The 19,235-nt window shown below is 72.9% G+C and carries 19 protein-coding genes, 1 tRNA gene and 1 pseudogene; 9 read left to right on the forward strand and 12 right to left on the reverse strand.

Translation table 11 applies throughout. The features are described from left to right. On the forward strand, positions 1-727 hold a 727-nt coding region (locus tag L7D48_RS11795), incomplete at its 5' end, for an MBL fold metallo-hydrolase (RefSeq protein ID WP_237879157.1). Here the strand turns inward: L7D48_RS11795 and L7D48_RS11800 are convergent. After that, complete coding sequence (locus tag L7D48_RS11800; RefSeq protein ID WP_237879159.1) at positions 724-1,356, reverse strand: DedA family protein; 633 nt, start codon at positions 1,354-1,356, stop codon at positions 724-726. The genes L7D48_RS11795 and L7D48_RS11800 overlap by 4 nt on opposite strands. After that, positions 1,356-2,132: an MBL fold metallo-hydrolase gene (locus L7D48_RS11805; protein ID WP_237879161.1), complete on the reverse strand. Its 777-nt coding sequence runs from the start codon at positions 2,130-2,132 to the stop codon at positions 1,356-1,358. Before L7D48_RS11805 ends, L7D48_RS11800 begins: the two co-directional genes overlap by 1 nt. 279 nt (positions 2,133-2,411) lie before the next feature. On the opposite strand from L7D48_RS11805, the gene L7D48_RS11810 reads away from it, so the two are divergent. Both L7D48_RS11810 and L7D48_RS11815 read left to right on the forward strand, forming a co-directional pair. After that, positions 2,412-4,490: a phage holin family protein gene (locus tag L7D48_RS11810; protein WP_237879188.1), complete on the forward strand. Its 2,079-nt coding sequence runs from the start codon at positions 2,412-2,414 to the stop codon at positions 4,488-4,490. A 249-nt stretch (positions 4,491-4,739) separates the two neighbouring features. Next, complete coding sequence (locus tag L7D48_RS11815; protein WP_237879163.1) at positions 4,740-5,183, forward strand: hypothetical protein; 444 nt, start codon at positions 4,740-4,742, stop codon at positions 5,181-5,183. A gap of 73 nt (positions 5,184-5,256) precedes the next feature. On the opposite strand, the gene L7D48_RS11820 is transcribed toward L7D48_RS11815, so the two are convergent. Beyond that, positions 5,257-6,078: a helix-turn-helix domain-containing protein gene (locus L7D48_RS11820; RefSeq protein WP_237879165.1), complete on the reverse strand. Its 822-nt coding sequence runs from the start codon at positions 6,076-6,078 to the stop codon at positions 5,257-5,259. Positions 6,079-6,129: 51 nt separating this feature from the next. On the opposite strand from L7D48_RS11820, the gene L7D48_RS11825 reads away from it, so the two are divergent. Further along, the gene (locus tag L7D48_RS11825) at positions 6,130-6,438 is read left to right on the forward strand and encodes a 4a-hydroxytetrahydrobiopterin dehydratase (RefSeq protein ID WP_237879167.1); all 309 of its coding nucleotides are present in this window, start codon (positions 6,130-6,132) and stop codon (positions 6,436-6,438) included. Between the two features lie 239 nt (positions 6,439-6,677). Here the strand turns inward: L7D48_RS11825 and L7D48_RS11830 are convergent, their stop codons facing one another. From L7D48_RS11830 to fdhD, 3 genes are all read right to left on the reverse strand, one after another. Next, entirely contained in the window at positions 6,678-7,505 is an 828-nt protein-coding gene (locus L7D48_RS11830; protein WP_279950214.1) for an aldo/keto reductase, read from the reverse strand. Between the two features lie 199 nt (positions 7,506-7,704). Beyond that, a complete protein-coding gene (locus L7D48_RS11835) occupies positions 7,705-9,558 on the reverse strand; it encodes a long-chain fatty acid--CoA ligase (protein ID WP_237879169.1) in 1,854 nt (617 codons plus the stop codon). Between the two features lie 256 nt (positions 9,559-9,814). Continuing rightward, entirely contained in the window at positions 9,815-10,666 is an 852-nt protein-coding gene (fdhD, locus tag L7D48_RS11840; protein ID WP_237879170.1) for a formate dehydrogenase accessory sulfurtransferase FdhD, read from the reverse strand. Positions 10,667-10,962: 296 nt separating this feature from the next. On the opposite strand from fdhD, the gene L7D48_RS11845 reads away from it, so the two are divergent. Then, positions 10,963-11,047 (forward strand) — tRNA-Leu (locus L7D48_RS11845). A 201-nt stretch (positions 11,048-11,248) separates the two neighbouring features. Here L7D48_RS11845 and L7D48_RS11850 read toward each other — a convergent pair. Beyond that, positions 11,249-11,827 carry an SMI1/KNR4 family protein gene (locus tag L7D48_RS11850; RefSeq protein ID WP_237879172.1) on the reverse strand — a complete coding sequence of 193 codons (579 nt, stop codon included), beginning with the start codon at positions 11,825-11,827 and terminating at the stop codon, positions 11,249-11,251. A 358-nt stretch (positions 11,828-12,185) separates the two neighbouring features. On the opposite strand from L7D48_RS11850, the gene L7D48_RS11855 reads away from it, so the two are divergent. Together L7D48_RS11855 and L7D48_RS11860 are read left to right on the forward strand one after the other, a co-directional pair. Next, positions 12,186-12,491, forward strand: a complete 306-nt coding sequence (locus L7D48_RS11855; protein WP_237879174.1) for a DUF262 domain-containing protein — start codon at positions 12,186-12,188, stop codon at positions 12,489-12,491. 232 nt (positions 12,492-12,723) lie between these two features. Beyond that, positions 12,724-13,098 (forward strand): HNH endonuclease family protein, encoded by a 375-nt coding sequence (locus L7D48_RS11860; RefSeq protein ID WP_237879176.1) that lies wholly within the window; start codon positions 12,724-12,726, stop codon positions 13,096-13,098. Between the two features lie 90 nt (positions 13,099-13,188). Here L7D48_RS11860 and L7D48_RS11865 read toward each other — a convergent pair whose 3' ends face one another. From L7D48_RS11865 to L7D48_RS11875, 3 genes are all read right to left on the reverse strand, one after another. Further along, positions 13,189-13,404 (reverse strand): DUF397 domain-containing protein, encoded by a 216-nt coding sequence (locus L7D48_RS11865; protein WP_237879178.1) that lies wholly within the window; start codon positions 13,402-13,404, stop codon positions 13,189-13,191. A gap of 58 nt (positions 13,405-13,462) precedes the next feature. Continuing rightward, positions 13,463-14,917, reverse strand: a complete 1,455-nt coding sequence (locus L7D48_RS11870; RefSeq protein ID WP_237879180.1) for an NF041680 family putative transposase — start codon at positions 14,915-14,917, stop codon at positions 13,463-13,465. Positions 14,918-15,001: 84 nt separating this feature from the next. Next, on the reverse strand, positions 15,002-15,895 hold the full coding sequence (locus L7D48_RS11875) for a helix-turn-helix transcriptional regulator (protein ID WP_237879182.1): 894 nt from the start codon (positions 15,893-15,895) through the stop codon (positions 15,002-15,004). A gap of 146 nt (positions 15,896-16,041) precedes the next feature. Here L7D48_RS11875 and L7D48_RS11880 point away from each other — a divergent pair. Beyond that, positions 16,042-16,506, forward strand: a pseudogene (locus tag L7D48_RS11880) (ATP-binding protein); the annotation flags it as partial. Between the two features lie 135 nt (positions 16,507-16,641). Here L7D48_RS11880 and L7D48_RS11885 read toward each other — a convergent pair. Both L7D48_RS11885 and L7D48_RS11890 read right to left on the reverse strand, forming a co-directional pair. Then, entirely contained in the window at positions 16,642-17,370 is a 729-nt protein-coding gene (locus tag L7D48_RS11885; RefSeq protein WP_237879192.1) for a hypothetical protein, read from the reverse strand. Between the two features lie 108 nt (positions 17,371-17,478). Next, positions 17,479-18,228, reverse strand: a complete 750-nt coding sequence (locus tag L7D48_RS11890) for an SDR family oxidoreductase (RefSeq protein WP_237879184.1) — start codon at positions 18,226-18,228, stop codon at positions 17,479-17,481. A gap of 94 nt (positions 18,229-18,322) precedes the next feature. On the opposite strand from L7D48_RS11890, the gene L7D48_RS11895 reads away from it, so the two are divergent. Continuing rightward, the gene (locus tag L7D48_RS11895) at positions 18,323-18,931 is read left to right on the forward strand and encodes a TetR/AcrR family transcriptional regulator (RefSeq protein ID WP_237879186.1); all 609 of its coding nucleotides are present in this window, start codon (positions 18,323-18,325) and stop codon (positions 18,929-18,931) included. The last annotated feature ends 304 nt before the right edge of the window (positions 18,932-19,235 follow it).

Below are 19,235 nucleotides of genomic sequence, written 5' to 3' on the forward strand. Positions count from 1 at the left end.
GGTCACCCCGGTCGGGGTCCCCTGGGAGGACCTGCCGCCCGTCGACGCCGTGGTGATCTCCCACAACCACTACGACCACCTCGACGCCCCCACCCTCAGGCGCCTGCCGCGCGACACCCCCCTGTTCGTCCCCGCCGGGCTCGGCGCCTGGTGCCGCAGGCGCCGCTTCACCCGCGTCACCGAACTGGACTGGTGGGAGGCGGCCGAGCTGCCCTCCCCGGGCGGCGGCTCCGTCCGCTTCGACTTCGTCCCCGCCCACCACTGGTCCCGGCGCACCCTCACCGACACCTGCCGCTCGCTGTGGGGCGGCTGGGTGCTCACCGACCGCCACGGGCAGCGGATCCACTTCGCCGGCGACACCGGCTACGGCCACTGGTTCACCGAGATCGGCCACCGCTACCCCGGCATCGACCTCGCCCTGCTGCCGATCGGCGCCTACGCGCCGCGCCGGATGCTCCGCCCGGTGCACACCGACCCGGAGGAGGCCGTACAGGCCTGCCTGGACCTCGGCGCCCGCCGCATGGCCCCCATGCACTGGGCCACCTTCCTGCTCTCGGCCGAGCCGCCGCTGGAGCCGCTGAGCCGGGTACGGGCCGCCTGGGCCGCGACGGGGCGTCCGCGCGAGGACCTGTGGGACATGCCGGTCGGGGCCTCCAGGATCCTGGAACAGCCGGACCCGCACCCGGAGCCCGGCCTCGGCCCGGACCCCGGCGCCCGGTCCCTCTAGCGCGGAACCCGTGCCGGGCGCAGCCGCCGCCACACCGAGGGCGCCGCACCGACCAGCAGCGTCAGGCCGACCGCCGCGGCCACGCCCTGCCACGGCTCGGGGAACAGCGACCCGCCCAGGATCCCGATCAGCTGGTAGGTCGCCGTCCACACCAGGCAGGCCGGCGCGGCGCCGCGCACGAACCGCCGCACCGGCACCCGCGACAGCAGGCAGGCCACCATCACCGGGATCCGCCCGGCCGGCACCAGCCGGGAGAGGACCAGCACCGTCACGCCGTGCTCGTCCAGCTTCCGCCGCGAGGCCTCCAGCCGTTCCGGCTCGGCCCGCTCGCGCATCCGCTCCAGCCAGCGCGCCCCGTTCCTGGAGTGACCGCCGCGCCGCCCGAGCCAGTACAGCAGCAGATCGCCCAGGAACGCCGCCAGCGACGCGACGGCGAACACCAGCAACAGCGGGAGGGCCGGAGGACTGCGGTGGAACGCCACCGCCGACGCCGCGCTGACCAGCGCACCCGTCGGCACCACCGGCACCAGCGCGCCGAACGCCACCAGCAGGAACAGCGACGGATAGCCCACCGCGCCGGGCGCCACCTGACCCGGTATCTCCCGCACCGCGCCCAGCAGTGCGTCCATCACCCCGCCGCCTCCAGCCGTACGCTCTCGCCGTGCCCCAGCCGGTGCACCGCCGCGGCGGGGGCCGAACGCGCCGCCAGTCGCACGAACTCGTCACCGGGGGAGTGGAACTCGTGCGGCCGGACCGCGTCCAGACCGATCGGCCAGTACGTCCCGTAGTGCACCGGCACCGCCAGCGGCGCCCCCAGCCGGGCCAGCGCCTCGGCGGCCCGGCGCGCGTTCATGTGCCCGTCGCCCAGCTTCGGCCCCCAGCCGCCGACGGGCAGCAGCGCCGCGTCCACCGGGCCGACCGCCTCCGCCATGGAGTCGAACAGCCCCGTGTCACCGGCGAAGTACGTCCTGGAATCCCCCTCGACCACATAACCCAGGGCGGGCGCCCGGTGCGGCCCGTACGGCAGCCGCCGCCCGTCGTGCTCCGCGGGCACCGCGCGGACGGTCACGTCCCCGGCCCGCACCCGCTCGCCCACGTCCACCTCCTCGATCCGCAGCCGCCCCGCCAGCCGCCGCAGCCCCGCCACCGAGGCGAGCGCGCCGCGCGGCACCACCACCCGGGTGCCGGGCGCCAGCCGGGCCAGGGAGGGCAGATGCAGATGGTCGGCGTGCAGATGGGAGACCACCACCAGGTCAACCCGCGCCGCCGACTCCGGCGGCGGCTGTCCGCGCCGCCTGCGCAGGTGGGCCAGCCGCCGGACGAACACCGGGTCGGTCAGCACCGTCACGCCGCGGTCGCGCACCGTCGCCGTGGCATGGCCCCACCACGTGATCTCCGCGGGCACCGGACCCTCCTTCCCTCCGCTCGCCCCTTCCCCGTACCGATCCTCTCATCACACCCCCGTGCTTCCGGGAGCCTTCGCGAAGAGACCGGACGCGCCCCCGGCAGCGGGAGGCGCTGTGGAAAAGTGGGACGTGCCGGACCGGGTGCGGCGGTTTCCGGCGCGCGGGGAGCATGGACGTCCCCGGCGCGGAGAACGCGGACGGCAGGGGCCGGCCGGTCCCGGCGCGGGACCGGCCCGGGGGTCCGGAGGCCCGGAGGAGGAAAGGCGGACGGCGTGCGGATGGCGGCCTGGCGCAGGGCGGGCGGCGCGGTGCTGCGCGTCCTGGTGGTGTGGGCGGTGAGCACCCTCACCATGCTGGTGCTGGCCGGTGTGCTCCCCGACTTCCGGCTCCAGTCCGCCGACGGCGACAGCGCCACCAGCATCGGGGTCACCGCCGCCCTCGGGGCCGGCGCCTTCGGCCTGCTCAGCGCACTGGTGTGGCCCGTGCTGGTCAGAGCCCTGCTGCTGGTGCCCGCCCTGGTGCTGGGCCTGCTGGTGTTCTTCCTCAACGGCTCGCTGCTGTGGCTGGCACTCGCCCTCCTGCCCGACTACCGGGGCGAGACCGACCCGCAGACCGCCGTGGTCGTCGCCGCCGCGATGTCCGCCGCCTCCTCGGCGGCCAACACCTTCCTGGCCGTCCGCGACGACCGGGCCTACCGGCGGCGCCTGGCCCGGCTCGCCGACCGCCGCTGGCGCCGCTCCGGGCGCCGCCGGATGCCCGCCACCCCCGGCACCGTCTTCCTCCAGCTCGACGGGATCGGCCACGACGTACTGCGCGACGCGGCCACCACCCCCGCCGGCGGCGAACCGCTGATGCCGAACATCGCCGCCATGCTCCGCGACACCCACCGCCTCGTCCCCTGGCACACCGACTGGTCCAGCCAGACCGGCGCCAGCCAGCTCGGCATCCTGCACGGCTCCAACGAGGACGTGCCCGCCTTCCGCTGGTACGAGAAGGAGACCGGCGAGGTGGTCATCAGCAACAGGCCCTCCAGCGCCGCCCGGCTCCAGCGCCGCGCCGCCGAACACAGCGGCGAGCCCGGACTGCTCGCCCACGACGGCGCCAGCCGCGGCAACCTCTTCAGCGGCGGGGCCGCCCAGGTGGCCCTGGTGCTCTCCGTCTCCGCCCGGCGCGGCCGGCACAACCGGTCGCGCGCCGGGTACTTCGCGTACTTCTCCGACCCGGCCAACGCCACCCGTACGGCAGCCTCCTTCGCCGCCGAGGTCGTCCGCGAGATCGTCCAGTCCACCCGGGCCAGGCTGCGCGGGGACAGTCCGCGGGTGCCGCGCGGCGGTCTCTACCCGTTCATCCGGGCCTTCGCCACCGTCGTCCAGCGGGACGTGGTGGTCGCCTCCGTCCTCGGCGACATCCTCAGCGGGCGCACCGCCGTCTACGCCGACCTCGTCGCCTACGACGAGGTGGCCCACCACTCCGGGCCGCGCGGCCGCGACACCCACCAGGTGCTGCGGCGCCTGGACCGGTCCGTCGGCCTGATCGCCAAGGTCGCCGCCCAGGCTCCCCGGCCCTACCGCTTGGTGCTCCTGTCCGACCACGGGCAGAGCCCCGGCGAGACCTTCGCCTCCCACTACGGGCTCACCCTGGAGGACCTGGTCCGCGCCGGATGCGGGCTGCCGGTCTCCCGGCGGGCCAGGCACACGGCCAGCGGCGCCGAGGCCCGCGCCGCCGCCCGCGCCGCCCTGCACCGGCCCGAGGACGGGCACGGCGCCGAACCCCACTGGCCCGCCCCCACCTCCGACCCGGTGGTGCTGGGCTCGGGCAACCTCGGGCTGATCTCCTTCCCCGGCATCCCCGGGCGGGCCACCCGCGAGGAGATCGACCGCCGCCACCCCGCCCTGCTGCGCACCCTCGCCAACCACCCCGGCATCGGCTTCCTGCTGGTGGACACCGAGCGCCACGGGCCGGTGGTGCTCGGCCCCAAGGAGAGCGAACACCGCCTGGACACCGGCGAGATCACCGGCGAGGACCCCCTGAAGCCCTACGGCCCGCGCGCCGCCGCCCTGGTGCGGCGCACCGCGCGCTTCCCGCACGCCGCCGACATCATGGTCAACTCGGCCCTCGACCAGGCCACCGGAGCCGTCCACGCCTTCGAGCAGCAGATCGGCTCCCACGGCGGCCTGGGAGGCGAGCAGTCCCGGGCCTTCATCCTCTACCCGCGCCTGCTGTCCCCGCCGGACGCGGACGGCGAGCCGGTCGGCGCCGAGCAGGTCCACCGGGTGCTGCGCGGCTGGCTGGACGAGGCCCAGGCCGCCCAGGCGGTGACCGCGCCCTTCATCCCGGCCCGCGCGCCCCTGCGCTGACCGGGCCGACCGCGGTCGTCCGGCCGAGTCCACCGGACCCGACAAAAAGTGTGCCAAGCGTCCTGTATTACCTCAGCGGTAATCGACCCCCGCGCGGCCCGGGGGCAGGGTGAGGGCATCGGGTCCCGGCCGACGTACTCCGGCCGGAACCCGGCCTCCGGCCCGTGGCCCGTGCGTACGGCCGGAGCGTCCCGCACCGCGCCCACAGCGCACCAGCACCGCACCCGAGACGACGGAGGCCGATCCGCCATGTCCGCCACTTCGCCCGAGACCTTCCGCACCGCCCGCCCCGCCCGCGCCCCGCTGCCCCTGCTGCGGCGGCTCCTCGCCCTGGACGCGGCGGTCACCCTCACCAACGCCGCCGCCTACCTGGCTCTGTCCGGCTTCCTCGGACGGCTGCTGGGAGTGGGAGCCGGCCTGCTGCTGGGCGCCGGAGCCTTCCTGCTGCTGTACGGCGCCGGGGTCGGCTTCCTGGCGAGCCGGCCCGTTCCGCCCGCGCCCTGGGTGCGGGCGGTGGTGGAGGGGAACCTGCTGTGGGCGCTGGCCGGTGCCGCCGTCCTCGCCGCCGGCGTGCTGGAGCCGTCCGCCGCGGGGTGGGTGTGGATCCCGCTGCAGGCCGCGGTGGTCGCCGCCCTGGCGGTGGCCCAGCACCTGGCGCTCCGCGCGGTGCTCCGTACTCCCGGCCGGTCATGACCGGCGGCGGCAGGCCCCCGGCAGGCACCGGCCGGGGGTCTGCCGTCGCCCGGCCGGCCCCCGGACCGGACGGCTAGCCGAGCAGCTTCGGCAGCAGGGCCGCCGTCTCGGGGTCGGCCGGGACGAAGGTCTCCATCGCCAGCTCGGAGACGGTCACGTCCATGGGGGTGTTGAAGGTGGTGATGGTGGAGAAGAACGACAGGACGTGCCCTTGGTGCTCGATCACCAGCGGCAGGGCGAAGGGGCTCGCGGTCTCCCGCCGTTCGGTGCCCTTCCCGGGCAGCGGATGGGCGGCCACCTCCTCGTACAGCTCGCGCAGCGGCGCCGACCGCAGCAGCGCGAGCTGCCGCCGCATCTGCTCCAGCAGGTGCTCGCGCCACTGGGGGAGGTTGCGGATGCGCGGGGCCAGGCCCTCGGGGTGGAGGGTCAGGCGCATGGCGTTCAGCGGGGGGCGCAGGAGGTGTCCGGCCACGCCCTCCAGCAGGGCGGCGATGCCTCGGTTGGCGGCCACCACCTCGTACCGGCCGTCGACCACCAGTGCGGGGAAGGGCTCGTACGCCGTCAGCATCCGCTCCAGGCCCTCGCGCAGGGCGGCCAGCGAGGGGTCGTCCACGGGGGTCTCGGGGTAGTGCGGGGCGTGCCCGGCGGCCAGCAGCAGCGCGTTGCGCTCGCGCACGGGGACGTCGAGGTGTTCGGCCAGCCGGAGCACCATCTCAGGGCTGGGGCGGGTGCGCCCGGTCTCGACGAAGCTGATGTGCCGGGCGGAGGAGTCGGCGCGCAGGGCCAGTTCGAGCTGGCTGAGCCCGGCGCGCTCCCGCCAGTGCCGCAGCAGGGGCCCCGCCCCGTTCGCCGGTCTGCTCGTCCCCGTGCTCGTGTCGGCCGCAGCGGTTCCCATGCCGCGACCCTAGGCTGGGAGGGTCGTCCACGGGAAGTGAGATTTCGTGCCATGGCACCCCGACCGCTGACCCCGCAGGAGATCGAAGCCGCGCTGGCGGAGCTGCCCGGCTGGGAGTTCGCCGAGGACCGGCTGAGGAGGACGTACTCCTTCGCCGGGCACTTCCCGGCCGCGGCGATGGTGCTCCATGTCGCGCAGATCCAGGAGGAGACGAACCACCACGCGGATCTGCTGCTGGGCTACGACTCGGTGGGGGTGTCGGTGAACACCCACAGCGTGGGCGGGAAGGTGACGGAGCTGGACGTGGGCCTGGCGCGGCGGATCGAGGGAATCGCCCCCTCGCACGGCGCGCGCCCGTAGCCCCGCGGCCCGCGACGCGTACGTGCACGGCGGAAGCCGCCGCCCGGCCGGGCGGGCGGCACCGAGGCCGTGCTCGACGACCTCGGCGCGGGCGCCCGCCTCGGCGCGTGCGCCGGGCCGCCTTCACGAAGGGGCACAAGCCCCGGCGGACCGTCACACCGCTGTCCGCACCGCGGCCCCCGGCGTCCGCCGGGAGGGACGCCGGGGGCCGCGGCCGGGGGAGGGGATCCGGTGCCGGCTCAGCCCATCTCGTCGGGGTCGGGGCCCAGCCGGGTGCCGTTGTCCAGGGTGGACAGGCCCGTCATGTCGTCGTCGTCCAGGACGAAGGAGAAGACGTCGATGTTCTCCTCGATCCTGGAGGGGGTGGCGGACTTGGGGATCACCACGTTCCCCGTCTGGAGGTGCCAGCGCAGCACCACCTGGGCGGGGGTGCGGCCGTGCTTGCGGGCGATCTCGGCGATCACCGGGTCCTCCAGCAGCCCCTTGCCCTGGCCCAGCGGCGACCAGGCCTCGGTGGCGATGCCGTGCTCGGCGTGGAAGGCGCGGGACTCGGCCTGCGGGAAGTTGGGGTGCAGCTCGATCTGGTTGACGGCCGGGACGACCTCGGTCTCCTCCATCAGCCGCCGCAGGTGGGTGGGCTTGAAGTTGGACACGCCGATGGCCTTGGCGCGCCCGTCGGCGTGGATCTCCTCCAGCGCCTTCCACGTCTCGACGTACCGGTCCTGCCCCGGCGCGGGCCAGTGGATGAGGTAGAGGTCGACGTAGTCCAGGCCCAGCCGTTCCAGGGAGGCGTCGAAGGCGCGCAGCGCGGCGTCGCGGCCGTGGTCGTTGTTCCAGACCTTGGTGGTCACGAAGAGCTCTTCGCGCGGCAGCCCGGACTCGGCGATGGCCTTCCCGGTGCCCTTCTCGTTCTGGTAGATCGCGGCGGTGTCGATGCTGCGGTAGCCCGAGGCGAGTGCGTGCCCGACGGTGGCGGTGGCCTCCTCGTCCGGCACCTGCCACACGCCGAAGCCGAGCTGCGGCATCCGGACGCCGTTGTTGAGGATGATGTTGGGAACGTTGCTCACGAGCGATCGGTCCTTGTCAGTCGGTTGGCGACACGTGTACCCGGGGTCCCAACGATCATGGCAGCGTTGTCATTCCCGCCTCGCCGCACCCCGTCGCACTCCGCCATACCCCTCCGCGCCCCTGCGCACCCCGCCGTACGGCTCCGGACCCGGCCCGCTCCCGGCCCGCTCCCCGGCCCACCTGGCCCCGCCGCCCCGCTCAGCCCTGGTAGAGGGCGTCGATCTCGACCGCGTACGTCTTCTCCACGACCTTGCGCCGCAGCTTCAGCGAGGGGGTGAGCAGACCCTCCTCCTCGGTGAACCGCGATCCCAGTATCCGGAAGGTGCGGATCGACTCGGCCTGGGAGACCTGCGTGTTGGCGGCCACCACCGCCCGTCTGACCTCGGCCTCCAGATCGGGGTCGCGCACCAGTTCCGCCGGGCCCAGGTGCGGCTTGTTGCGCATGGTCAGCCAGTGGTGCACGGCGTCCTCGTCGAGGGTGACCAGCGCGGCGACGTAGGGCCGGTCGTTGCCGACCACGACGCACTGCGCCACCAGCGGGTGCGCCCGCACCCGGTCCTCCAGCAGCGTCGGCGAGACGGTCTTGCCGCCGGAGGTCACCAGGACGTCCTTCTTCCGGCCGGTGAGCGTCAGATAGCCGTCCTCGTCCAGCGAGCCGAGGTCGCCGGTGGCGAACCAGCCGTTGTGCAGCACCTCGCCGGTGGCGCGCGCGTCGTTCAGGTAGCCGGCGAAGACCTGGCCGCCGCGCAGCCACACCTCGCCGTCCTCGGCGATGTGCACCGTGGTGCCCGGGATGGGGACGCCGACGGTGCCGAAACGGGTCCGCTCGGGCGGATTGGCGGTGGCCGCCGCGGTGGTCTCCGTCAGCCCGTACCCCTCGAAGACGCGGATGCCGGCGCCGTCGTAGAACAGCCCCAGGCGCCGCTCCATCGCCGAGCCGCCCGACATCGCGTGCCGGCAGCGGCCGCCGAGGGCGGCGCGCAGCCGGGAGTAGACGGCCTTGTCGAAGAAGCCGTGCTGCATCCGCAGGGCCGCACCCGGGCCGCGCCCGGTCCCGAAGGCCTTCTCCTCCATCGCCTCGGCGTAGCGGACGGCGACGTCCACCGCCTTGTCGAACACCTCCAGCCTCCCCTCCGACTCGGCCCTGCGCCGCGCGGCGTGGAAGATCCGCTCGAAGACGTAGGGCACGGCCAGCACGAAGGTGGGCCGGAAGGCCGCCAGGTCGGGCAGGAGGGCGGCGGCGGTCATGTTGGGCTGGTGGCCGAGCCTGACCCCGGCGCGCACCGCCCCGACCTCGATCATCCGCCCGAAGACGTGCGCGAGGGGGAGGAAGAGCAGGGTGGAGGCCTGCTTGCCGTCCCCGGAGGGGAAGAGGGACTCGTAGCGCCGGACGAGGTTGTCGCACTCGGCCATGAAGTTGCCGTGGGTCAGCACACAGCCCTTGGGGCGGCCGGTGGTGCCGGAGGTGTACAGGACGGTGGCGGGGGTGTCCGGGGTCAGGGCGAGCCGGTGGCGGTGCACCACGTCGGCGTGGAGGTGCGCCCCGGCGGCGGCCAGCGCGCCCTCGGCGCCGGCGTCGAGCTGCCACAGCCGCTTCAGGCGCGGCAGCCGGTCGACGACCGAGCCGACGGTCATCGCGTGGTCCTCGTGCTCCACGACGGCGGCCGTCACCTCCGCGTCGTGCAGCATCCAGTGGACCTGCTCGGCCGAGGAGGTGGGGTAGACCGGCACCGGCTGGGCGCCGACGGACCACAGGGCGAAGTCGAACAGCGTCCACTCGTAGCGGGTGCGCGACATGATCGCCACCCGGTCGCCGAAGCGCACTCCCTCGGCGAGCAGCCCCTTGGCCAGCGCCAGCACCTGGTCGCGGAACTCCGCGGCGGTCACGTCCCGCCAGGTGCCGGAGGCGTCCTTGCGCGCCATCACCACCTGGCGCGGGTCGGCGTCGGCGCGGTCGAAGACGGCGTCGGCCAGCCCTCCGGTCTGAGGCTCCGTCGCCAGGGCCGGGACGGTGAACTCGCGCACGTGCCGCTCCTCGTCGCGCTGTGCCATGGGGGACTCACAGCGAGGTGACCGTATCGGATCCGCGGCACGCCCAGGAAGGGAGGTGATGCGGCCCGGCGGGGTAAATACGGTCACTTCGGGACGCCCGTACCGGGCCGTCACCGTTCATCCCGGTCCTCTCCACCGGATCTCCCGCGCGGATCCCCCCTCTTGTGCGGTGGGACGTGGCCGCCGGGACGCCGGTTCCCGGGCCGGTTACGCGTGCCGCTGCCCGTGTCCGTCCCGTCTGCCCGTTCCGCCGCCGTCAGGCCCGCCGGGTGCCGAGCGCGACGCGGTGCTCGCCGGCGTAGACGTTCATCGACGCCCCCCGCAGGAAGCCGACCAGGGTCAGCCCCGTCTCGGCGGCCAGATCGACGGCCAGGGAGGACGGCGCGGAGACGGCCGCCAGCACGGGCACCCCGGCCATCACCGCCTTCTGCGCCAGCTCGAACGAGGCCCGCCCCGACACCAGCAGCACCGCGCGCGACAGCGGCAGCTCCCCCCGGGTCAGGGCGCGTCCGACGAGCTTGTCGACGGCGTTGTGGCGGCCGACGTCCTCACGCAGGTCCAGCAGCTCCCCCTCCGGGGAGAACAGGGCGGCCGCGTGCAGGCCGCCGGTGCGGTCGAACACCCGCTGGGCCGCGCGCAGCCGGTCGGGCAGCGCGGCCAGCACCTCCGGCTCCAGCGGGGGGAGATCCCCCGTGACGGGCCAGCGGGCGGTGGTGCGCACCGCGTCCAGGCTGGCCTTGCCGCACAGCCCGCACGAGGAGGTGGTGTAGACGTTGCGCTCCAGGGTGATGTCGGGGACGGTCACGCCGGGGGCCAGGCGCACGTCGACGACGTTGTAGCTGTTGCGCGTGGTGCCGTCGGCCTGCTCGGTGGCGCCGGCGCAGTAGACGATGTTCGCCAGCTCCTCCGGGCCGCCCAGCACACCCTCGCTGACCAGGAAACCGGCGGCCAGGGCGAAGTCGTCGCCGGGCGTGCGCATGGTGACCGCCAGCGGCTTGCCGTTCAGGCGGATCTCCAGCGGCTCCTCGGCCACCAGGGTGTCCGGACGCTCGCTCACCGCACCGTCGCGCAGACGGACGACGCGGCGGCGTTCGGTGACTCGGCCCATGGAAGATCAGCCCTGCCTCGGTCGGCGCTTCACGGCCGCGGCGCCTGCCGCCGCGGCCGTCCCATTGTGCTGCTGCCCCGCTTTCGCCGTACGCTCACCCGCCGACCGGCCCTCCGTCCGCGCGAGGGGCTGCGGGCCGCCGGGCTGCCGACCCGGCCCCGGCCCGTTCCCGAACCGGCCCGGCCCGGCCGTCCCGGCACCCCACCGGACCACGGCTTATGCATGTGAGAGGCACCGCGAAAACTTGGTATGGTGTTCCCCGTCGCCGCGGCCGGAAGGCCGCAGGTCGCACACCGGTCCGGGTGGCGGAATGGCAGACGCGCTAGCTTGAGGTGCTAGTGCCCTTTATCGGGCGTGGGGGTTCAAGTCCCCCCTCGGACACAGCACAGGATCCCGCAGCCTCGGCGAGGCTGCGGGATCCTTGCGTTCGGGGCTGATGTCCGAGGCGGTCCGCCGAGCTCTGCCCGAGGCTGTGCGGGTCGCGGAACGGCGGCGCATCCGGCACGACTTCGCCCGGAAGTGAGACGGGGACCGTTCGATCGACGGGCCCGGGGATTCGGCGGGGCCGCGGTGCGTCCGTGGTCAGGTGAGCTGGTCGAGATCCTCCTGGTCGAGGCCGTCGATGTCCCAGACGACCATTTCGTTGTAGACGTCTGCGCGGTTCCGCATCAGGTGGAACGACTCCTCCAGCCAGGCCGACAGCGACGGATGGACGTTCTCCTCGATGGGGCCGCCGTCGGACCAGCTGCCGACGGCCCCGGTGGCTCCGTCGACGAACAGACCGTAGAGCCAGTCGCTCTCGACGGCGAAGGGGATCCAGTGCCGCTTCCACTCGCCGTCTCGCTCCCCGTCGTTGTAGACGGCGTTCATGTGCTCGTTGGCGCGGGTGATCAGGTATGTCGGGAGAATGCCGTAGAAGTCGGAGATGAATTTGCCGGAGGGGCGAGGGCGCATACCGTCCGGATCATTGGGGTCGATCTGTACGCCGTTGTTCATGCGCAGCATGGCCGACAGTTCTTCGGGCAGAGCTGTTCCCAGCCGCGCTCTCGTGTGCGCCAGGGCATCCGGTGTCGCGCCTTCGTGGAGCTGTGCGTAGGAGCGTGGTGCGTTCCGGCGAAGCCACTCGGTGATCTGGCTCCATACCGGAAGTTCGTACGTCACGAATCAATTCCTTCCGCGTCTTCGCTGCGCTGGCGGGCCCGGGGCCTTCTCCGCCGGACCGTGCCCGGTCAGCCGGGCACGACCGGCACCCGCGCCGCACGCCTCCCGGTGCGCCCCGCCGGCCCGGCAGCCTCCCACCGCACCCTACGGGGACCTCGGCAGCCGGAGCGCCGCGCAGCGGAAGGGGAACACGGCGCCGGGCCTCGGGCGCCAGCCATCAGCGCGGAGTGAGGGCGAGGAAGCGGCCTCCGAGTCGGGTACGGGAGGGCGTATCCCCAATGAAAGGGCTTCTCCGGAAAGGGGGTTGAGTTGATCGGATGAGCGCCACGGCACCCCTCTTCTCCGACATCATCGGACCATGCAAAAGCTCGAAGCGCACGAGATGCCCCTGCACAAGGTGTTCAGCAGCGACTACGACTTCCAGATCCCCGACTACCAGCGCCCCTACGCCTGGCAGGAGGAGCAGGCGACCCAATTGCTGACGGACCTGCTGGAAGCGCTGGACCGCGGGACGGACGAACCGTACTTCCTCGGTTCCATCGTGCTCGTCAAGGACGGCGGGGCCCCGAGGGCGGAGGTCATCGACGGCCAGCAGCGCCTCACGACCCCAATGCGAAGGCCCTGTACCGCAACCTCACCGAGCTTCCCGAGGAACGTCGGCTGAAGCTGGCCCAGATGCTCGCCGAGCGGACGTTCCTGGTCGTCGTCAGCACCCCGGATCTCGACAGCGCCCACCGGATCTTCAGCGCGTCACACGCTACGCCGAACTGCTCCGGCAACTGGACGAGGGGCAGGGCCTCGACTCCCCGGCCCTCGAACTGAGGGAGGACGAGAAGGCGGAGACCCGGGCCAGGCTCGACGGCGATCTCTACCTCGTCGGCAGGATCCGCAAGTACGTGCTGCTCAGGCTTGACGAGCTGCTGGCCCGTGGGCAGGGCGTGACCTACGACCACCCGCTCATCACCGTGGAGCATGTCCTGCCCCAGAATCCGAAGGTCGACTCCAGGTGGGTCGACCTCTTCGACGAGGAACAGCGCGCCCGGTGGACGCACCGCCTGGGGAACCTGGTCCTGCTGAACCGTGCCAAGAACTCGGCGGCCCAGAACTACGACTTTGCCGCCAAGAAGGCCAAGTACTTCACCGGCCGCGGGGGAGTGGTCCCCTTCGCGCTGACCAGTCAGGTGCTCCAGCACGCCGAGTGGACCCCCGAACTGGTCAAGGCCCGGCAGGAAGAGCTGCTGGGCGTGCTCGCGGAGGAATGGCGGCTGTGAGCGAAGCCGCGCCGGCCTGCCGCAAGCACGGCGTGCCGGAGCCCTGCCGTCCGGGAAGGGGCGGCAGGGCTCCGGCGTGCCTGTCAGGTGTCAGGCGTCCCGCTGCGAGGAGGCCAGCCCGACGAACTCCGCCCAGGCCTCGCGCGACACCGTGAGGACCGGCCCGGCAACGGCCTTGGAGTCCCGGACGTGCACAGCGGCCGTGCCGGCCGCGACCTCCACACAATCGCCGCCCTCGGTCCCGCTGTAGCTGCTCTTGAACCAGGCGAGGCCGGAGGTGACGGTCGAGGACTCAGCGTTGGTCATAGCGATCCCAGCAACCCTTCGATGAACTCCAGTGACTCTCGCGGACTGAGCTTGTTATTTAACCTCTGAGCCGTTTCAAGCGGGCATGTTCGGTGAGGGTCTCGACACGTTTCACGGTTTTCCCGGGCTCGTATCGTCGAGCTGACCTGCGGTTTCTTGACCCGAGCGGGCGCCCTGGGCCAGGCCTGGACGGTTTCGGCCCAGCCGCCGGACGGGCGGCTTTCACGCGGAGGTGGCGGAACCCCCGGCGGACGCGGGCGGGAGTGAGCCGCTGCGGCTCGGCGGGCCGTTCCCAGGGGTGGCGCAGGTCCTCGGCCAGCGAGCGGGCGAGGCGGAGCTGGGTGTGTGCGGTGATCACCAACCAGGTCCACAGGTCCGCGGTGTCGGGGCGGCGGGCTTTCGGACGGCTCCAGCCGAGTGTCTGCTTGAGGAAACGGAAGGTGTGCTCCAGATCGAACCTGCGCAGGAACGCTTGCCAGCGCACGTCCACCTGGTCGGCGGAAAGACCGGTGGCGGAGGTCCACAGCCACACTGGTTTCGCCTCGCGCTCGCCAGGCAGGTGCTCCACCGTGAGCCGGATCAACGTGCCATGCTGCGTGGGCAGTTCGCCCTCGTGATCGAGCCAGGCACTACGGGCCTGCAGTTTCGGATGCATGCGGTCCCAGGCCCGCGCCTCGGCCCGGCCGTATCGCGTGGTCTCGCAGGCGGTGACCCGGTCGGGGACGTGCCAGCCGTCCGGCCGGGCAAGGGAGAACCTGGCTCCGTGTTTGCGGGGGCGTCCGCCTTTGGCGGTGGGGTGCGCCGGGCCTGCGTCGCGGTACATCACACGGTCCGAGCGCAGCCGGGCCATCACCTCCACCGGCAGGTCACGCAGCGCATACGAGAGGTGGGGCGCGTCATAACCGGCATCCAGCACGATGAGGATCGCCTTGTGCCCCGGCTTCCAGTGGCCGGCCTCGATCAACCGCTCGACCACACCGCGCAGTTGGGCTGCGGCCACGGCAACCGCATCGTCGTCCGGGCCCAGGCGAACGGCGTCGAGAAGGGCGCACCAGGAGGTGCGGCCGGTCTCCAAAGCGGCGACGAAGGAGTACGGCCAGCCGGGCACGAGCTGGTCGCTGGATCGGCCGCCGCGTCCGTAGACGTGACAGAAGAGCCGGTCGGGGCTGGTGGGGGCGTCCGGGCGGAGCCAGTTGCACACGTCCGCGGCGAGCACGATCCGCCCGTCGGCCGTCTTCGGCAGCGGCAGACCGGCCAGAACGCCGCGCAGGCGGGCCGGCTCGCACCAGCCGCGGTCCAGCGCGGCGTACATCGCACCGTGTCCACGCCGGTGCTCGGCCACCAAAGTCAGCTCCACCGGCGACCTCACCGGTCCGTCCGCGCACAGCACCGCATCCGTGAGCTCGAAGAGCGCATCCGCACGCGCGTAGAGACACTCGTAGAACTCAACCCGAAAGCGGGACAGAGCTCCCAGTGCCTCGACGGCAGGGCCCTCAACCGGAAGACTGATCACAGCGGCCGTCCTTTCACACTCCGTGACTCGACACCTCGAAGCGTGGAGGACGGCCGCGTCGCACGTTCTCCGAAACGGAAGATCTCAGCAGGTCGGGTGACACGCGAGGTTAAACGCCAAGCTGAGAGCCTGTGAGCGGATGATCCCATAGCGCGCGTGTGCGAGAGCCGCCTGTTCCGGGTCAGTCTGAAGAGAGCCGATTCCCTGCGCCTCGGCGTAGACGAACTTCTTGCCGTCCTTGCGTGTGACGACCGTGAACGGTCCGTTCACGCCTGCGTTGTCCTCACGGCCGAGCGGCATGACCTGAAGTTCGACGTTCCGCTTCTGGCCGACCGTGAGCAGGTGCTCCAACTGCTCCCGCAGTACTTCCTTTCCGCCGTACGGGCGTCGTAGCACCGACTCGTCCATCACGAAGCTGAGCAGCGGCGCAGGCCAGCGTTCGAAGATGGCCTGACGGGCCAGCCGCGCGGCGACGCGCTGCTCGATGGTCTCCGGGTCCAGAATCGGACGCCGCATGTCCAGTAGAGCTCTCATGTACTTCTCGGTCTGGAGCAGACCTTTGACCACGAGCATGTCGTAGGAGAGCAGCTCGATGGCCTCCTTCTCCAGCGCCGCCATCCCCTGGAAGAAGAGCGGGTACTGGGCCCGCTCCACCTCTTCCTTCCACAGGCTCAGCAGCCCGTCCGCGCCCAGCACTTCGTCCGCCCGCTCGATCGTCCGGGGTGACGGAATCCTCCGCCCCTGCTCGAACGAGGCGACCGTCGAGGCCGAGTACCCGATCCGCTTGCCGAACTCCTCGCGCTCCAGCCCCTGCCGCGACCGCAGGGCCTTCATGGTCCGCCCGAACGCGGTGACGACGCCCCGCCCGCTCTCGTCCTCCGGCCGCCGCCCGCCTCCGTCGTCGCCTTCCCAGCCGTCACCGAAGTTCACGACCGCCCCGCCACTCGGTGCGGTCTCCTCGTCCGTACGCTCAGTCATCGAACATCACCTCACCGGGCCAACGCGCTTACCCGGAAGGCGGTCACGCCGCACGCCTCGTACTCGCGCGCGTACCGCGCGTACAACAGGTCCGCGAGGCGCGTCACCACTGGTCGCGCCGCACCGCCACGGGGACCGTGGTGGGCATGACGAGCAAGCCCGGCAGCCCCGTTGACGACACCCGTCCCACTCGCCTCGCCGGCCCCGGCGACCGCGTCTTCGGGATGCGCTTCACCTCCACGCCCAGAGGGGCCCGCCTCGCCCGGCGGCTGGTCGCCGTCCGCCTCGACGCCTGGGGGATCCCGTACGGCACCGCCGCGCACGAGGAGATCGTGCTGATCGCCGCCGAACTCACCGCGAACGCCGTACGACACGGGCACGTACCCGGCCGGGACTTCCACCTCCGCCTGCACGCACCGGCCGGCGGCCGGTGCGTGCGCGTCGAGGTCACCGACACCCGCGCCGAACGCCTGCCGGTGCGCCCCGCCGCCCCGGACGCCGAGTGCCCGCAGGAGTCGGGCCGGGGCCTGCTCCTGGTGTCGGAGCTGGCCGCGCGCTGGGACTGGCACCCGCGCCGGGACGGGCCGGGCAAGACCGTCTGGGCGGAGTACGCACCGGGGGAGTGGCAGGCCGACGGGGAACGCTGCGCCGTGCCCGCCGACCTTCCCGGCACCGCGGTCGCCGACGCCGCAGTCGGTGACGAGTCCGCACTGCGCCCCGCCGCTCCGGCAGCCTCCCACCGCACCCTACGGGGACCTCGGCAGCCGGAGCGCCGCGCAGCGGAAGCAGCAGAAGAGGAACACGGCGAGGCAGCACGACAGTCCGAAGGCCTCGGCACGGACGAGGTTCACGGTGCCGTCGGTGAAGACGCAGTCGACGGCCGGGGGCAGGAGGCCGCGGTCGGTTCCCGTGATCTCGCCGGAGGGCGCGGAGTGCAGATGGGCCACCTGCCAGCGGAAGCACTCGTTGCTGAGGTCGGTCTCCGACAGGCCCATGAGCGGGGCGACCCGGGTGACCCAGAGGGTGGCGGCGGCCGCGGGCGCGAGGACCGCGCCCGCCCTGGCCCAACGCGGCGCGGGCGAGGGTAGGTTCGCCGCCCAGGCGGCCGTGCCGGCCACCAGAAGGGCCGCCCCGCACCACAGCAGCCAGACACCCGCGGCCGTGGGGTGGCTGGGACCGTATGCCGACGAGTCCGTCCAGTGGCACTCGAACGCCGGGGGGAACACGTCGACGCGGGTGTGGATCAGCGGATAGTCGTCGTCCAGGGTCCGCTGCCCGCAGATCTCAGCCGGACGCGTCAGCGCGAAGCCGTAGGCGAGCGTGTGGGCGTAGCCCAGGACGCCCGTACCCGCCCCCAGCAGCCACCAGCGCCGGTGCCGCGCGGGGCGGCGCCGGCGCTTCCAGAACCCGTAGGCGAAGGCCCCGGCGGCCAGCTGGACGATCAGCACCAGCCACAGCAACAACCACGCGAACACCTGTCGCCCCCTCCGTCGCCCAGTCAGACGGGGAGGAGCCCGCAGGCGGTTCCGGGCGGGGCCGGAGCCCGGACGTGCCGCTTCCGCAGGATGCGCGGACGCAGGGGCTCAGATCTGGTTCAGGCCGCCGTCGACGTACAGGTTCGAACCGGTGATGAAGCTGCTCTGCGCGGAGGCGAGGAAGGCCACGGCGGCGGCGGTCTCCTCCGGGTGCCCGAGCCGGCCCAGCGGTACCTGCGCTGCCAGTCGCCCCCTGAAGTCGGCGGCCTGCTCCGGGTCGGGGGCGAGCCCCGACAGACCGGGGGTGTCGGTCGGGCCGGGCGCGATGGTGTTGACCCGGATGCCGCGCCCCTTGAGTTCGTTGGCCCAGGTGCGGGCGAACGAGCGGGTGGCGGCCTTGGTCGCCGCGTACACACCGAACGCCTCCGCGCCCGCGTCCATGTTGGTGGAGGCGTTCAGGATCACCGAGGCGCCGTCGTTGAGCAGGGGCAGCGCTTTTTGGACGGTGAACAGCGTGCCCCGGGCGTTGATGCCGAAGAGGGCGTCGAAGTGCTCCTCGGTGACCTGTTCGAGCGTCGCGAACTCGGCGACGGAGGCGTTCGCGAACAGCACGTCCAGGCCCTGTCCCCGGCTGCGGATCGTCTCGTAGAGGCGGTCCAGGTCGGCGAGGTCCGAGATGTCGCCGACCACCGCGGTGGACGCCGGGCCGATCACCTCGACGGCCGCGTCGAGTTCGGCCCCGCGCCGGCCGGTGATGAACACATGCGCGCCCTCGGCCGCCAGCCGTACCGCGCCGGCCAGGCCGATTCCGCTGCCGCCGCCGGTGACGAGAGCGGTCTTGTTCTCCAGCAGTCCCACGTGGACAACCCCCTCCTTTTTCCGCATCGATCGATGCGGAAGTCGAACGGTAGCACTTCTGTATCGGTCGATGCGGAAGGGGTAGGCTGCGGGGGTGGGAACCAGACAGAGCGGCCCCATCGGCCGGCCGCGAGGATTCGACGCCGACGAGGCCCTTGAGCGCGCCATGCTGGTCTTCTGGGAGCACGGTTACGAAGGCGCCAGCCTGGCCAGACTGACCGGCGCGATGGGCATCTCCACCACCAGCATGTACGCGGCCTTCGGCAACAAGGAGGAGCTGTTCCGCAAGGCCCTGGAGCGCTACACCGAAGGCCCCGGCGGATACCTGAGCCGGGCCCTCGAGGAGCCGACCGCCCTCGGCGTCGCCACCGCGATCCTGGCCGGCACCGTCCGGACCACCACCCGCCCCACCCGCCCCCACGGGTGCCTGGGCGTTCAGGGAGCCCTGGCCACCAGCGACCCCGGACGCGGCGTCCGCGACCTTCTCGCCGACTGGCGCAACAACGGCTGCTCCCGCCTCCGCGAGAGGTTCCAGCGGGCCGTCGACGAGGGCGAACTGCCCCCCGGGGCCGATCCGGGGCTGCTGGCCCGCTACGTCACCACCCTGGCGTTCGGCATCGCCGTGCAGGCCGCGAGCGGCGTCGCCCGCGAGGAACTCCAGGAGACGGCCGACGCCGCCCTGCGCAACTGGCCCCTCACCTGATCACCTGATCACCTGAGAACCGCCCGGCGCCCGGAGCGGCCCGGCGACCGCCGCGAACAGGCTCACGCCGCGTGCCCCCGACCGGCACCCCGAGTAACCTTGGACCGTCAGCAGACTGGCACACGGGGGGAGTTGGTGCGGTGTCCGACAGCCGGACGGGAGCGGAGGAGCCGGGTGCGGGCGACCCCGCCGTGGACATGCGGGCCTCGGTGCGCGACCAGGGGACATCCCACCAGGCGGGCCGCAACCAGTACGTCAACTACCACTACTACGGCGGCGCCCCGGCATCGCGGAACCCCGCCCC

It is taken from the genome of Streptomyces sp. ICN903, assembly GCF_022015835.1.
GTDB lineage: Bacteria > Actinomycetota > Actinomycetes > Streptomycetales > Streptomycetaceae > Streptomyces > Streptomyces fenghuangensis.